Below are 15,138 nucleotides of genomic sequence, written 5' to 3' on the forward strand. Positions count from 1 at the left end.
CCGGAGTGCGGGACTCCGGCGACGCGCACAGGTGTGCCGCCCGGTGATCGCTCACCGGGCGGCACGCTGCGGGGCCGGGGTCAGTGCGCGGCGTAGTAGGCGTCGCGCACCGCGGCGGGGATGACGCCCCCGGTTCGTGGCCGGGGCAGGTTCAGCTCCTGCCAGTTGACGGTCCACCACCATGTGCGGATCTCCTGGCTCTGGGTGCGGCCGGTCGCGGTGCCGTGTTGCCGCCGTGGTGCCCGGGGCTGTTTCGGCAGGCGCCGTCCGGCCGTGAGGAACGGGCCGAACGCTGCGGCCATCCGGTCGAAGTTGCCGGCGGACAGGTCGATCTCGTAGGTGACGCCGTTGAAGGCGAACTGGTAGGTGGCGACGTCGTCGGTGGAGCCGTCGAGGTCGTCGACGAGGATCGCGGTGGTCTTGGTGGCCACGAGGGGACCACCTCCTTTCATCTCGGGGTGGGTTACTGGGCGGGTTGGTGGGTGCCGAGGCCGAGCTGGTGGCCGATGACGGGCCCGCGGTGCACGGCGGCGACGGCGGCGGGCAGGTGGCGGCGTTGCCAGCCGCGCAGGGCGGCCGTGAGGTCGGCGCCGTACTTGCGGTGCTGGGTGAGGGCGGCGACGAGGCCGGCGGCTTGTTCGATGCCGTTATTGGCGCCGCGGGCGGTGTGGGGGCGCACGGGGGCGAGGGCGTCGCCGAGCAGGACGGCGTGACCAGCGCCGACGGGCCACACCATGCGCTCCGGTGGGGCGATGTCGAGGACCGGTACCGCCATGCGGGTGGTGGTGGCGTGCACGACGGCGGCGTGGTCGGCCGGCAGGAGCAGTTCGGCGTGGGTGTCGACGTGGGCGCGGGCGGCGGGGCTGACGTGCCGGGGCAGCGCGAAGACCCGGCGGGTGGGGTCGGCGCCGAACCGCTGCGCGTACTCGCCGCTGGTGCAGTTCAGGTAGAAGGTCCAGTCGCAGCCGCCGGGTGCCGGGGCGAGGTTGAACTGCACGCCGGGGCAGGGCTGCAGCCGCAGGAAGTCCCGCAGGCCGGGCTGGGGGGTGATGTCGGCGATGCCGCGGTGGGCGACGTAGCCGGCGTAGCGCAGGGTCCGGTCGGGATCCAGCAGCCGGCGGCCGGTGGAGGACCGGCCGTCGGCGAACACGACCAGGTCGGCGGGTGCGGTGTTGCCGTCGCGGAACCGCAGCAGCGGCTGGCCGGCCTGCTCGGCCAGGGCGGTGACCTTCATGCCGGTGTGCAGGACACCGGCGGGGAGGCGGCGGGTCAGCGCTTGGTGCAGCAGCGTCCAGGTGGTGTTCCGCCCCGGGTAGGTGCGTCGGATGCTCTCGGCCGGGTGGCGGTCGCGGATGGTCATTTGGACGATGGCTTCGGAGGTGTGGGCGACGATCTCGTGCTGGCCGATGTCGAGGCGGTCGAGCACGTCGAGGGCGGGGTGTTCCAGGCCGATGAGGCCGCCGCCCAGGGGCGCGGACGCCGGCGCGGCCTCGAAGACGGTGACGTTGTCGAATCCGGCGTGCAGCAACAGCAGCGCGGTGACGGGGCCGGTGATACTGCCGCCGATAACGGCGATGGCCAGCTGCCGGCCGGAGGCCAGCCCGGTGCTGAATGTCATGAGTGGGGTTCCCTTCTGAAGGGTGGGAACCCGGGCACGGCCGTGCCCGGGTGTGCGCGAGTGCGCGGGTGGCCGGGCATCGGCCAGGTGGTGCCAGTGGCAAGAGCGCGTCAGCGGCGGTGGACCGCGGACGCGCTGATCAGCCGCCGTGCTGCGGCGGGCTTACGGAGGCTCAGAATGCGCGGCGGACTGCGTCCGCTGGTGCGCGAAGTGCGACCGGGTGGGCAGGGCAGCGGGCGAAGGTGCGGCCGTGACGGTTATTGGCCGGGTGTGGTGAACGGCGCCGGCACGGGAAGGATCCGCCGCGCCCGCTGCAGCACCTCGTCGGCGACCGGGATCAGCGGCGTCGTGTCTGATGACGTGGCCGGGGTCTTGCGGTGCCAGTCGCCGCCAGGGCTGCTCGCGATGATCGTCCAGGTCAACAGCGGGGTGAGAACCTCGGCGACTGCCGTGCTCTGCTTGGCGTAGCTGTCCCGGTGGACCCGCACCCGCAGGACGTACCCGTCAGCGTGTTGCACCCGCGCCAGCTCGTAGTTGCCGTGGCCGCCCTGCTGGAACACCTCGTCGACGATCACCGCGAACCGTCCTCGACGCTGGTGGAGGGGGCGGTCGCCGGGACGAGGGTCCAGGGCCACTGGTAGGCGCCGATGGCGTAGCAGCGGTTGGCGTCCGGGACGACCCGGTCGTGCTCGACCCAGCGACTGCCCAGGCCGTTGTCGTGCTCCCACTCGACGACGACTTCGTCGCCGTCGAACCGCAGCCGGGGGTGCTCGCCCGGCATGTCACCGGGATAGAGGGCGGCGAGGTGGGCGGTCATGCGCTGCACCGAGAACAGGGGGAAGCGGCACAGCACGCCGGTGTGCGAGAGGGTGGTGTAGCCGGTGGCGACCATGGCGCGGTAGGCGCCGCCGCCGACCACGTCGCAGGTCACGGTCGCCGGGGTCCAGGTGGCAAGCGGCGGGGCGATGTCGCCGCGGCTGCGGCAGATGCGGTAGCGGTCATTGGTGGCCTCGCTCGCCGGATCCGGGTGCAGCCCGAACCAGTGCATGCCGTGGTGGCGGGCGTAGCGGAGCAGGTCAAGCAGGTCCCGCCGGCCGTCAAGGTGGCCGGTGTGCAGGGGCAGGAAGGCGTGCCCCTCGTCGGAGGGGACCGGGTTGCCGGTGGCGCCGGTGGCGGTGTGGGTCCAGGTTTCGGCGACGATGCGGTGGTCGGTGCCGTCGGCGTCGTACCAGCGGGGGACGCCGTTGGAGGACAACCAGTCCCCGTCAGTGTCGTGGGACCAGATGAGCGCGGCCTGGTCCGGGACGCCGGCCCGATACTGCTGCCGCGTCCTGAGATGCGCGGTAGTGGCCACGGCGTGTTCGGCGAGGGGCAGGACGTCGTCGATGCGGAACCACAGTCGAGCGGACATGGCTGGCAAACCTCCTGATCGTGGAAGAGGAAAAGATCGGCCGCTGAGCTGGCCGGGCTTGCGGGACACCCCAGCCCGGGCGCCGGGCGGTGCCGCACGGGCCGGCAGCGGGCCTAAACCCCGCTGGACGGGCCTGGGGGTATGGCGCGTGGCCCGCGAAAGCGAGGCGGATGTAGTCCCAGGCAGGCGTGGCTCAGGTGGCGGTGGATCGCGTGACAGCAGCGGCCGCACTCGTCGCGGCCGGTTGCGCCTCGCAGGGCAAGGGCAAGCTCCGAAGCGCGGCTGCAGAGACCGCGCCTGCTGCCGGTGGCCGACGCGGCGCGGCGGAATTGGGCGATCGGGCCGCCGCCGATCCCCAGAGGACAAGGGTTAGGTGGCGGTGCCCGACCGGTTCCGGTTTGCTGGTGTTACAGGGCGACGGCGAGCAGCCGCTGGTCGGCCTCGGCCGTGTCGAGGTACCGCATCGCCTGCTCGAGGTAGGTCACCCGGTGGGTGAGGGCGTCGCTCGCGGGTGCGAGCTTGTGCCCGTCCGGCGTGAGCAGGGCGTCGCCGCACACCGCGGTGGTGGCGCTGTAGTGCTGGTAGGCCATTGGGCCTGCCTGGAACATCTCCAGCTCTCCCACGGCGAGGTAGGCGGCGCCGTAGCTGGCGGCGTTGTGCATCCGCATCGCGTTCACGCGGGGTTGCTGGTGGAAGTCCGCCTCGGCCCGCTCGCGGGGATAGCGGGCGGGGTCCGCCAGGTGGCGGGCCAGCAGGGTGGGCCACGGGGTGGCCGGTCGGGTGCCGTGCACGACCTGCTGCCACAGTTGGTGGCGAATGCCGGCGCCGACGCCGGCGGCGTGGCGCAGGGCGGCGAGGTCGAGCAGCTTGACCGGTCCGCCAGCGCAGTACACCGGGCGTCCCTTGCGGGGCGCGACGAGCTGGCCGCGCTGCCATAGCCACATGTTCGGGGTGGCCCAGAAGCGGGGCTGCAGGGTGCCGGACACGCCGAAGTGCCGGTCGAGCTGGGTGGCGGACAGGGCCTGCGACGGGAGGCCGTCTGGCAGGCAGACGATCATGGTGTTGATCGTCGCGGTCGGCGTGACCACCGGGGTGGTGGCGGCCGTGGGGCTGGCGGTGCTGGCTGCGGGGGCGGTCGTGCGGGCCGGGCGGGGCGTCACCGTCGGCACGCGGGTGCCGTAGCGGCTCAGGGGAGTCGCGGCACCGTTGGTTGCGGTCATCTGGGGTTCCTCCTTCGGCTGGGGCGCGCTGGTGGGCGCGCGGAATCGGCCGGCCCACCGGGTACATGGGGCGGCTCACGAGACGAACAGGGGATGAGTGGAGCGGAACAATGCTGGTGGTGCGGTGCGACCTGAGGGCCGCCGCGCGGCGCGGGCGCCGACCGGCCGTGAAGGCGGCGGGTGGGCGGAGCGCACCGTGAGGTACGGCGGTGGTTCCCGAGGTGGGACCGGACCGGGTGGAGCGATATGTGGGTGAAGGTGGTGCCGATGAAGGTAGCGGCGGGATCTGTCAGCGCCAGCCGCCGACATGATCGTCAGGAGTGGGATTGGCCTGCCCTGTCAGACGCTCCCTAGGTTCGCCGACGGGTTGGCGGCAAGGTTGTGAGACTTGCTGGCCTCACAACCACTTACATGGCCGCTCACTTGAAGCTGAGTACGTCACGACTTAACGGGGATGTCGTCTCCGCCGCCGTCGCGCACGGTATCTGCCTGCGCCCTCAGCCGGGACTGATCCCGCAGCACTCTGTTGCCGACCTGCGCCTGTTCGCATTGCGGGGCCGGCGTTACCGCTTGACGGCCTCTGCGATCCGCAGGGCGGCCTGGGCGGGCGTGAGGTGCGTAGTGTCGACGACCTCGGCCTCGCGGTGGAGCCACGTGCGGGCCGCCTCGGCGTAGGGCTCGAGGTATTTGAGGCGGAACGGGGAGGGGATGACGTGTTCCCCCTCGATGCGCCCGCGGAGGGTGTCGTGGTCGGCGTGCAGAACGAAGTGCCTTACCGCAATGGCATGTTGGGCAAGGCCTCCGCTGATCTCGCGCCAGTACTGCTCGACCAGAACAGTCATGGGGATCACCAGAGTGCCGCCGGTGTATTCGAGTACGCGGCGGGCGGTCTCGACGACGAGAGGCCGCCATGGCGGCCAGTGCTGGAAGTTATCCGTCGCGGGCAGCCCTGGACTGATGTCCATGAGCATCTCACCGACCTTCTCGGCATCGAACACCCGCGAGTCCGGGATCAGTTGCTGCACGAGTGCACTGGTCGTCGTCTTACCCGCGCCGTGGGTGCCGTTGATCCACACGATCATGGGATCCGACGCTACCTGTAGCGCTTCGACCGGAGGTCGACATCGATGTGACGCCCTTCGGTTCCAACGACGGTAGCCACTTTCAGCTAGCGGGGCCCCGGGTTCAGGGGTTGAGCGGATCCTGCGAGTGGCGGTGTCGGCTGACGCTTGGGCAGCGTCACCTATGGCTGGTAGTCACACGAGGCCGTTGAGGTCATCCGCATTGGTGGTCAGCCGATGCGGGTTGGTGGCCGGGTTGTCCGGGCCATGGTCGGAGGGCAGTTCGTGCAGGCAGCGGCGCGGGCCGGGGTCGGTGGTCAGGGTCCAGGCAGGTCCGGCGGGATGTTCGCCGTGCAGGCCGGTGGCGACGGGCATGGCGGTGGGCACGCCGGCGAGGGCGCCGAGGAGGTGGTGTTCGCGGCGGCGGCCGGGGACGCGCAGCAGCACGGGGTACCGCGGCCCGTACGTGGCGAGCTGCTCGTACGCGCGCAGCTTGCGCAGCACCGTAGCGAGGGGTTCGGTGCCGTTGTCGTGCTCAAGGAAGAACCCAACAATGCGCCCGCCGGCGTGCCAGATGCCGTGCCCGTCCGGCTGCACCCCGGTCCCATGGCCGGCGGCGTAGGAGGCGGCGGCGAACGCGGCGGTGCTGTGCTGTTCGGACCACCAGCGCGCCAACCGGGTCTGCTCGTGGGTGCGGGCGTAGCCGATGAGGTCAATGAACAGCTGGTTGGTGCCCAGCAGGTGGGCCAGGCGGCGGCTGCCGATGATGCGTTCGGTGCGCTCGATGCTGGTGCGCGGGGCTCGGACACTGGCCTGGTTCGGGTCGTTGAACTGGGTGGGGTGGACCACAGCGCCGAGCGGGCCGAGCGTGTAGAGGTACTGGCCGCTGCCGGTGGTGACGTCGACGAACCGGCTGACCGCCTCCAACTGGTGCAGCTGGGCCAGGCGTAGCCGGGCTGCGCGAAGCGAGGGGAACAGGGCCGTGGCGACCTGATCGGTGGACAGCACGTAGTGCTCGGCGAGCCACCGCAGCAGCTGATGGTCGCGGACGGTCAGACGACGAAGCCGGTCAAGACGAGCGAGTCGAGACGATGAGCGGGCGGGGGGGTTGTTGGTGGGCACGGTGGATGCTCCAGGCGGAAGAGGAGTCCCTCCGAGGGAGGGTGTCTGAGTTCGGTGAGGTGCTCACATAGAGCTGGTGACGGCCGGTGAGCGGCACTGACAGACCCGCACGGCCGAATCTGTCAGTGCCGCGCGGTGATCGGTGGTGAAGGGCTGGTGAAGCCCTCACGGAAGGGGTGACCGGGACGCAGGCCACTCCGATCGACCAGTCTGTCGATCTCGCTTCGGCTGACCTGCGGCGCTTAGGCGTTCGCCGTGGGACCGCTTCTAGGCCGGAGGCGGCGGTTGCCGTCGGGTTGGGTCGAGAACCGGTCGACGAGGTCGTCGATCGCGCTGGTGTCCTGCGTCGGCATCGCCTGCGCCGCAGCTTGCCGGATCACCGCCGCCTCGCCCACGACCGGCTTTGGCGGCCGGGTCTTAAGGGTGAACGCCGGCGTCTGCCGCCCGCCAACGACGAGCCGGCCGACGGCGGTATAGGCGTCCAGGTGGGTCAGGTCGTGCTCGTCGAGCTCAGGCAGGGTGTGCCGGGCAAGCACACGGGCGTCCTCCGGGGCGACCGAGAAGTACAGCTTGTTGCGGGCGTTCGCCGACGCCGCGGCGAGCAGATCGCGCGGGAACTGCGCCAGGTCCTGGTGCGCGAGCACCATCGACAGCCGGTATTTGCGCGCCTCCGCCAACATCGAGTCCAGGGAGTTGGCGAGGGTCAGGAAGTTCTGACACTCGTCGATGATCAGGGTGGCGTCGCGCCGCCGGTCGGCTGGTACGGCGGCGCGGGCGGTGGCAGCTTGCCACACCTGCGCCAGGACGAGGGAGCCGAGCAATTTGCTGGTGTCCTCGCCCAGCTGGCCCTTCGGGATGCGCACCAGCAGCGCGCCACCGTCGAGGACCTTGCCCATGTCAAAGCTGGAGCGGGGGTAGCGCATGGTGCGCTTGACGAAGTCGCGCAGCAGGAACGCCCGCAACCTCGCCAGGACGGGGCCGATGACCTGGGAGCGCAGGGCGGGGTTGAGCTGGTCGTACCACTGCCAGAACCCGGACAGGCCGGCCGGGTCGTCCAGGCCGACGGTCATCGCGCTTCTGAACTGGGCGGAGTTCAGCAGAGGCGGAATGTGTTGGAGGGTGACGTTGGCGTGCCGCAACAGGGTCAGGCAGGCCACCCGCATGACGTCGTCCATCCGCGGCCCCCACGCCTTCGCGAAGATGGTCCCGAAGATCGACACAAGGTTGTCCACGACCAGGTCCGGGTCGTCGCCGGACAGCGGGTTGAGGGTGGGCGGGTTGGGTTGGTCGGGGTCGAACAGCACCACCCGCCCGGCGACGCTCGCGGGGAGCCGGTCGAGGATGTCGAGGACCATGTCGCCGTGCGGGTCGATCACTACGGTGCCCCGGCCGGCGGTGATGTCCTCGACGGCCATGTTGACCAGCAGGGTCGTCTTCCCGGAGCCCGTCGATCCGACCACATGCAGGTGATACCTCGCATCCGGCACAGACAGGGCCACGGAGTGGCCACCGACTTCGGCGTCGCCGAGGACCTTCGTTCCCCGGCCGCCGGTCGGCACCGCCACGGGGGCGGGCATGGACTTCGCCCGCGCCCGGTCCAGCCCCGGTACGGCCAGATCCCGCGGCAGCGCGGCCAGGACGGCCAGTTCGGGGGTGGAGGCCAGGAACCCGGCTCCGAGCCGCCGTGTGGCCAGCACGGCCACCGGTTGCGCCATCCGCGCCCGGTGGAGGCGGTTGCGGCCGGCGTACACGGCGAACGACGAGGCGACCGCGTCCGCGATGCCCCGCAGCCTGGCCTCCGGCTGGGAACCACCGCGGTGGGTGTTCTTCGCGATGGCGTAGCGGATGCCGATTGTCCACAGCGGGTGGGCGGTCTTGTCGAGGATCGCCCGCACGTCCCGCTCCACACCGGGGTCCCGGCGGCCGGCCAGCTGCCCGCCGCTGCGGGCGGTGGCGGTGCGACCGGGAAGGAACGCCTCGATCAGCCACAGCAGCGGGGCGGCGGGATTAATGGCCGGTACGACCGTCGTGCCGTTGCGCAGCCGGCCGGCGGCGCGGCGGGCGCGTGCGGCCCGGCGGGGGGCGGCGGGGCGGGCGAGGACCTGCACGCAGGCGTACTCGTCCGGCTTGAGCTGCGAACCAGCGGCCATCAGCGCCCGAAGCGGGTCGTTGTCGTGGTCGGTCTCGAAAGGCAGCCACTCGGCTACCGTCGGCAGCAGGTGCCCGCCGACCGCGGCCGGCGCGTCCAGGGGGATCGGCGGCCACGCCGGGTCGGTGGTGCAGACGGCACCGGGCCAGGCGGCCCGCACGGCGGCCTCGACCGCCCCGGCCGGCACGTTGCCGGGCACCCAGATCGAGATCACGAGCCGCCGGCCGGCCCACGTGTACTGCCACACCACATGCGCCCAGCCGTACAGCAGCCGGCGTCGACGGGACGGGGTGAGCGTGCCCTGCAGGTTCGCCCACAGCGCGGCGGCGCTGTGCGGGTCGACCTCCGGTGGTGGGGCGACAGTGACGAGGCGGGCCCCGTCAGCGTGATGACGGTGCCGCCACCCGCCGACCACGTTGCGTCCGACAACGTAGGCGACGAGCAGGGTGGCGGCGACGCCGAGCAGCCACGGCCGGTCCACCGCCCAATCCGCGGCGTGCAGAACCCAGCGCGTGGGCGCGCTCGGCGGGGGAATGACTCCGGCGCCCGGCCCGGAAGGAACCGGCGCCGGCGACACGGCAAGGGGTGGTGTCACAGCTCCTCCTCTCCGTCGTCGGGGTCGAGGTCGGCGAGGTCGGACGGCTTCGTGGTCGCGAGAAGATGTTCGGCCGGCGAGGAGATCGACTCGAACGCGGTCCGGTTGGTGCCGGAGATCAGCAGGCCGTGCCCGACGCGGGCGGACAGCAGCATCCGCCGTTCCCCGGCGGTCAGGCCGAACGCGTCGGCGACTTGGTCGATGGCCTGCGGGGCCTGCTTGAGCAGCACCTGGGTGGCCGCGTTCGACACGACGGCCTGGCCGAGGTCGGTGCCGAGCACGTCGGCGACGTCTTGGGTGATGACAGACAGGCCGGCGTTGCGCTTGCGGCTCGCCTTGGACATCTTGAACAGGAACCGGGCGCCTTCGCCGTCGCGCATCAGCAGCCACGCCTCATCCACTACGACCAGCCGCCGGCCCTGCGGCTGGGATCCTTCGCGGGACTGCCGTCGATACTCGGGTGGGAGGTCGACCTGCCGCCAGATCTCGTCCAAGGCGAGCAGGGTGCCGACGGCGCGCAGTTCGTCCGGCAGGTGCCGCAGGCTCCAGACGACCAGATGCCCGTGCGGGCGGGTCGTGGTCGGTGAGTCAAACAGGTCGGAGAACGAGCCGGCCACCCACGGGGCGAGTCGGGCGGCCAACTCGTGGGCGGCGGCGTTGGCGTCGGCCCGCAGGGTCGCGGCCAGATCCTTCAGCAGCGGCGCGGGCCGGTGGTGGGTGCCTGGGTCGGCGGTGATGCCCGCCTGCCGGTATACCTGCAGGATCGCCCGGTCCAGGGCGGCGCGCTCGGCCGGCGGTGGCACCTGCCCCACCAACACGCTGATCAACGTGTGCAGGAACAGGCCGCGGCGGGTGAGCACGTCCGGACGGGTGTCCCCGGTCGGCAGGTCCAGGGGGTTGATCTTCACGCCGGGTGCGCCGAGCCGCACGATGGTTCCGCCGACCGCGTCGGCCAATCGGACGTACTCGTCCTCGGGGTCGACGACGGCGACCTGAACGCCCTGGTACAGGTTGCGCAGCACGTCGAGTTTGACGAAGTAGGACTTGCCGGCGCCGGAGCGGGCCAGGATCACGCTGTTGTGGTTCTCCTGCGCCCAGCGGTCCCACCAGACGATGCCCTGGGAGTCCGGGTTGATCCCGTACAGCACCCCGCCGGTGGTGGGCGGGTCGCCGGGCAGCGGCGCGGGCAGGTCCGCCGACGCGAGAGGGAACGCGGCCGCGAGGGCCTGGGTGTCCATGGTGCGGCGCATCTGCAGGCTGTCGGTGGCCAGGGGCAGGGTGGTGGTCCAGCCGGGCAGGTGCCGCCACGTCGCGGGCTGCACCTCGATCAGCGTGGACGCGGCGGCGGCCTTCACCTGCGCGCACGCGTCCAGGAGTTCGGATTCGGTGCGGGCGTGCACGGTCAGGTACAGGCCGACGCGGAACAGCTTCGCCGCACCCCGGGCGAGGCGCTCGGCCAGGTCGGCGGCGTCGTCGGCGGCGGCCTCCACGTACGGGTCGGTCAGCTTGCCTTTCTGCTCGTCCGCCCGCCGGGACGACTCGAACCGGGCCCGCTGGTCGCGCAGCCGCGACGCGGCCACCGGCGCGGGGATCGGGTCGATGTGCAACGCGAGGTCCAGGCGGCCCGGCCAGGAGAGCAGCGGTTCCAGCCACGCAGGCCCGACCTCGGCCGGGTAGCCGGTCACCACCAGGGTGGCGGCGTAGCCGTCCCCGACCCGCAGGAACCGGGGTGTCACCTCCACCGAGGCCGGCGCCACCGCCGCCGCCACGCCTTCGCCGGTGGGCAGCGACTCGGCATCCGTGCGAGCGCGGGCCGTCGGGCGGGGCAAGCGGATCTTCATGACGATGTCCTCCTGGGTGTCGGTCTCCAGAAAGCAGGGCCGATGATGGTGGTGTCCGGCGCGGCGAGTCCGCCGGGGCGGGGCGGCCGGTAGGGGTCGGCGGCGGCGGCCAGGGCAGCGGTCGTGGCGTGGCCGTCCAACGCGCGAGTGGTGACACCCAGCCCGGACAGCGACCGGACCGCCTGGTCGGCGCGACGCCGGGCAGCGTGCTCGCCACGCTCACCGCTGGTGGTGCGAGTGACGATGAGGACCTGCCGGCGCAGCGGATCCCGCCGCTGCGCGAGGTCATCGAGGAACCGGGCGTGATCGGCCGCCGCGTCCGCCAGAGCCACATGGGGCATCTCGCCCGCCGCATGGGCGAGGGTGCGGGCGGCAGAGTGCAGGTCGACCGGCTGCGCCGACACCACGATCTGCGTCGGCGTGGACAGACTGTTCAGCCAGCGACCGAAGGTGTCGACCAAGGCGGCTTGCTCGTCGGCGGTGCGCAACGCCAGGTTGACGCTGGTCGCCGCGACCATCGCCGCCCGCACCGCTCCAAGGCTGATCTCGCCGTGCTCGTCGATGGCGTCGGCGGGCAACTTCAGCGGCGCCGGCAGCACCACCTTCGACACCGGCGTCTGCACCCAATCAGGGATCTTCGCGGTGGTGTCGGTGGTGGACAACGCCTTGGCCGCCCGCCAGTGGCGCACCGCGCAGCCCAGCCACACATCCAGGGGCAGTCCGTCGCGCCGGCCGACAGCGAGGCCGAACACCAAGCCGCCAAGAACGACGGCCGCGCCGAGCAGCACCGGCGCGGGCATGACGGTGTGCAAAGCCTTCCAGCCGCCGTAGAGAACGACGGCGGCGACAGCGAGGACTGCGAGCTGCCGGAACGTCAGCCCGTACAGCACCTTGTCCGGCGCGTCGACGTCGGCGGGAATACGAGCTCTATACGGCTCATCGTTTACGTCCTTCTGCGGATTCACTGGTCGTCACATACCCTTTCCACCCTTAGATGGCTCAGAGGTCGTCAGTGCTGTACTTGGCCCCGGCGAGGCGGTGTTGGTCTTCATCGCCGGCGGGCGAAGCGCCGGATCCCGCCGCCGCGGCCGTGGGCCACTCGCCATCTGCCAGGCTGAACCGGGCTCCCTTGGACGGGCTCGCGCAGGCGGCCTGCACCTCGCCAAGACAAGCGCGCCTCTGTGCGCCGCTGGAAGACAGGCAAGGCCCACTGCTGACGTAGACGTGTTCGGGTGAGCACGAGAGCAGGCAGTGGGTGCACCGCCAGCGGCACAGCAGTCATGGCAGTCTTGCCGGAGCGGTCCCGACATTCGGAGGCGACGAGATGACCGGCTGGTCAGCGATGGCGGGCACCCACCAGTTCGCCGTGTCTGACGACACGCATGCTCACGAGCTGGCGGAAGCGTTGGCGTCGCACGGCTTCGCCTACGTCACCGCCCGGCCGTCGCCACCCGGTGACCGCCGTCGACGACGGCCCGTATCCGGTCGACGCGACCGGACACCGCCTGATCGAGGCCGTCGGTCGTGCCGCTGCCGTCGTCGCCCGCCTGCACGGCGGCTACCCGCAGGGCGGAAGCCGCTGTGACGTGAGCATGGCACACATCCTCCGCGGTCCTGACGCGCCGATCGTGTGCACCAACCCCGGCGCACGGCCCCCAACCCCGGTCATCGTGGTCATCGACCCACCAGCTGCCGCACCGTTGGCCCTGACCCCCGATAACGCCCAAGACACGCCCATAGACTTGTCAGGCCTGGACGAGATCTCATGGGCGACGCTCAGGCACGCCCACGGCAGCGCGCAGGACATCCCCGACTTGCTGCGGGAATTGGCGGACCCGTTCGGTGACTGGGACGAAACGTTGGACGAGCTGTTCGGTGACGACCTGCTGCACCAGGGGAGCTGCTACTCGGCCACCGCGCCCGCGCTGCCGTTCCTCGCGCGCATGGTCGTCTCCGGGGCGCTGCCCGCCGAGCAGCGGCTCGATCTCTACGTATGGTTGCTCGTCGCCGTTGACCGATGGGCTGACGGACTGCTGGCCGACGCGGACCGCGCCGCAGCCGAGGGCCGTGTGCCCCAACCTGACGGATGGAGTTCGGACGTCCGCCTCGCCGTCGACGAGCAGTTACCGGCGTTGCTCGACCGGTGGGAGAGCGAACCGCCCGCGGTGCGGTTCGCGCTGGCCTGCCTGGCTGCCCTATTTCCGCATCACGGGCGACAGATCGGCGGTCAGATCACCGGCATGGCGCACGAGTTCGACGGCACTCAACCCGGCGCATACCTGCAGCTGGCCGCCGCGCTCGTGCATACGCGCGACGATCAAGCCCTCGCGGCCGCGACGGACATCGTCGCTTGGGACGAGAGCCACGACCCTGGCTGGCTCGACGCCACCAATGTGGCCGTCGCCGTCAAGGTGGGACACGTCCTGGCCGAAGGAGCATTGCGCGCATTGAGCAACACCAAGTAAGGCCACACATCCCTTTCGGGCCACGTCCACCCCTATCCGGCCGACAACACGGAGACGGCGCGGTGGAGCGCGCCTCAACATCTGAGCGGTGAGGCCTGTTCGTCGCGGCCGCACCTACTCAGCGCCGCATCGCCCCCACGCTCGGCGTGCGCCGCCCTTGGGCGAGTTGCCGCACCACGACGACCCGCACGACCGCACCGAGGGCGTTGCCGCCACGCCCGCCTGCGCCGCTCGTGGCGTAGCGGCGCATCAGGCCCGGCACCTTGACCGTGGTCCAGAGCAGGACCATCACGACGAACAGGTTGAGCGCGCCACCCGGTTCGACGGGCAGGCCGAGCAGCGGCAGCATGGTGTTGGTGTCCAGCAGCATCCACTGGCCGGCGAACAGCACGAACGCCTGCACCACCGGGATCGCCAGCATGGCGACGTACGACCGCCACCACAGGCGGGCTATGCCGTCGGTTTGCGGCAGGGCGTGACAGGCGAGGGCGATCGGCGCGACCGCGGTGAGCACCAGCGCGACCGCGAAGCGGACGATCACACTGCAGGCGGTGGCGGCGAGCAGGAAGACGATGATCGCCAGGCAGACGACGAACAGCAGACCGGCGGTCTGGTCCCGCGCCGCGATCAGGTGGGTTTTGACGGCGTCGAGGGCCCCGTCGCCGTTGAAATTCTGCGCGGTCAGGGCGGTGGTGAACGCGTTGGCGAACTCGATGAGCGTGCCGGCGATCAGTTGGGAGAAGTGGGCGGTGACGAACCCGACAACGCACCGTGGCAGGAGATCCTTGGCGGTGTAGCGGGCGCGTTCGTCGCCGCCGGCGACCATGGTGAGGACGCCAGCGGCGACGAATGCCAGGACGAAGACGGTGTCCACGACCCAGATCGACCGTCCGGTCAGGGCCTGCACCTGCGGCAGACTGGTGACGTCCGGGGTGATCAGCAGCGCGTGGGTGATCGCGGTGATGAGCCCGTTCAGGCATTCCAGCAGCAGGCCGGCGAACCAGTCGAGGATCTGGTTGAGCGCCCAGATCATCGTCAGCCTCCGACGATTCCCTGGACGACCTGCAGCAGGATGGGCGCGAGCACGGCGAGGCCATAGCCGACCAGGGCGTTCTTCAACGCGCCTTTTGCCTTGTCGACCTGAGCCGGGTCGCCGCCGGCGGTGGCCCAGTACACCCCCGCCAGGACCAGGAACAGGGTGGCGACGGCGGCTAGGATGCCCATCACCCAGGCCTGCAGGTTGGCGATGACGGTGGGCAGGTCGTTGGCGGCCAGGATGACCGGGCCGCCGGTGTCGCCGTAGGCGGCGGCGGGCACGGCCAGCATCCCGAGGGCAGCCGCGGCGGTCGCGGCGACCCGGGCGATGCGTCGAAGGCTGCCGGACGGGAACAGCACGGTGGTCAGGGCACGCGAACGTGCCCACAGCGTGGGGGACATGGGTAGCTGCACCTCCCGCCCCGGCTCACGCCGGGGCGACTAGTCGGTCATCAATGAGCCGCCGCCGGGCTCGGGAGACACCTGTCGAACGGGACCGCAGTGAGCCTCGGGAGGAGCTCGTCCTCCCATTCGGGTTGGCGTGATCGATGAGGTGTCAGCGCATCAACGTGGCGCGGCACCCGAGGCGCCCAATCCCGTGTCGGCCATGCATCCCGGCCC

13 protein-coding genes are annotated in these 15,138 nt (G+C 71.3%); 1 reads left to right on the plus strand and 12 read right to left on the minus strand.

The window, feature by feature from the left end; genetic code table 11:
• Window positions 1-80: 80 nt before the first annotated feature.
• From AC3EN4_RS06330 to AC3EN4_RS06375, 10 genes are all read right to left on the minus strand, one after another.
• Window positions 81-431, minus strand: a complete 351-nt coding sequence (locus tag AC3EN4_RS06330; RefSeq protein ID WP_435204966.1) for a histone-like nucleoid-structuring protein Lsr2 — start codon at window positions 429-431, stop codon at window positions 81-83.
• A 32-nt stretch (window positions 432-463) separates the two neighbouring features.
• Window positions 464-1,618 carry an FAD-dependent monooxygenase gene (locus tag AC3EN4_RS06335; protein WP_435204967.1) on the minus strand — a complete coding sequence of 385 codons (1,155 nt, stop codon included), beginning with the start codon at window positions 1,616-1,618 and terminating at the stop codon, window positions 464-466.
• Window positions 1,619-1,875: 257 nt separating this feature from the next.
• The gene (locus tag AC3EN4_RS06340) at window positions 1,876-2,193 is read right to left on the minus strand and encodes a hypothetical protein (RefSeq protein ID WP_435204968.1); all 318 of its coding nucleotides are present in this window, start codon (window positions 2,191-2,193) and stop codon (window positions 1,876-1,878) included.
• Complete coding sequence (locus tag AC3EN4_RS06345; RefSeq protein WP_435204969.1) at window positions 2,190-3,029, minus strand: hypothetical protein; 840 nt, start codon at window positions 3,027-3,029, stop codon at window positions 2,190-2,192. The genes AC3EN4_RS06340 and AC3EN4_RS06345 overlap by 4 nt, the downstream gene beginning before the upstream one ends.
• Window positions 3,030-3,436: 407 nt before the next feature.
• Window positions 3,437-4,249, minus strand: coding sequence for a hypothetical protein (locus AC3EN4_RS06350; protein ID WP_435204970.1), 813 nt, complete (start codon window positions 4,247-4,249; stop codon window positions 3,437-3,439).
• 563 nt (window positions 4,250-4,812) lie between these two features.
• Complete coding sequence (locus AC3EN4_RS06355) at window positions 4,813-5,331, minus strand: P-loop nucleotide/nucleoside kinase family protein (RefSeq protein ID WP_435204971.1); 519 nt, start codon at window positions 5,329-5,331, stop codon at window positions 4,813-4,815.
• 174 nt (window positions 5,332-5,505) lie between these two features.
• On the minus strand, window positions 5,506-6,432 hold the full coding sequence (locus AC3EN4_RS06360) for a replication-relaxation family protein (RefSeq protein ID WP_435204972.1): 927 nt from the start codon (window positions 6,430-6,432) through the stop codon (window positions 5,506-5,508).
• 242 nt (window positions 6,433-6,674) lie between these two features.
• Window positions 6,675-9,176, minus strand: a complete 2,502-nt coding sequence (locus tag AC3EN4_RS06365; protein WP_435204973.1) for a helicase HerA domain-containing protein — start codon at window positions 9,174-9,176, stop codon at window positions 6,675-6,677.
• Window positions 9,173-11,017, minus strand: a complete 1,845-nt coding sequence (locus tag AC3EN4_RS06370; protein ID WP_435204974.1) for a VirB4 family type IV secretion system protein — start codon at window positions 11,015-11,017, stop codon at window positions 9,173-9,175. Before AC3EN4_RS06370 ends, AC3EN4_RS06365 begins: the two co-directional genes overlap by 4 nt.
• Window positions 11,014-11,982 carry a PrgI family protein gene (locus AC3EN4_RS06375; protein WP_435204975.1) on the minus strand — a complete coding sequence of 323 codons (969 nt, stop codon included), beginning with the start codon at window positions 11,980-11,982 and terminating at the stop codon, window positions 11,014-11,016. Before AC3EN4_RS06375 ends, AC3EN4_RS06370 begins: the two co-directional genes overlap by 4 nt.
• Window positions 11,983-12,471: 489 nt before the next feature.
• Here AC3EN4_RS06375 and AC3EN4_RS06380 point away from each other — a divergent pair, with 489 nt between their 5' ends.
• Window positions 12,472-13,482 carry a hypothetical protein gene (locus tag AC3EN4_RS06380; RefSeq protein ID WP_435204976.1) on the plus strand — a complete coding sequence of 337 codons (1,011 nt, stop codon included), beginning with the start codon at window positions 12,472-12,474 and terminating at the stop codon, window positions 13,480-13,482.
• A 118-nt stretch (window positions 13,483-13,600) separates the two neighbouring features.
• Here the strand turns inward: AC3EN4_RS06380 and AC3EN4_RS06385 are convergent, their stop codons facing one another.
• Both AC3EN4_RS06385 and AC3EN4_RS06390 read right to left on the minus strand, forming a co-directional pair.
• On the minus strand, window positions 13,601-14,515 hold the full coding sequence (locus AC3EN4_RS06385) for a TrbL/VirB6 family protein (RefSeq protein WP_435204977.1): 915 nt from the start codon (window positions 14,513-14,515) through the stop codon (window positions 13,601-13,603).
• Window positions 14,516-14,517: 2 nt separating this feature from the next.
• Window positions 14,518-14,919 (minus strand): pilin, encoded by a 402-nt coding sequence (locus tag AC3EN4_RS06390; RefSeq protein WP_435204978.1) that lies wholly within the window; start codon window positions 14,917-14,919, stop codon window positions 14,518-14,520.
• Window positions 14,920-15,138 lie beyond the last annotated feature (219 nt).

The sequence above is a fragment of the Micromonospora sp. bgisy143 genome (assembly GCF_057708145.1).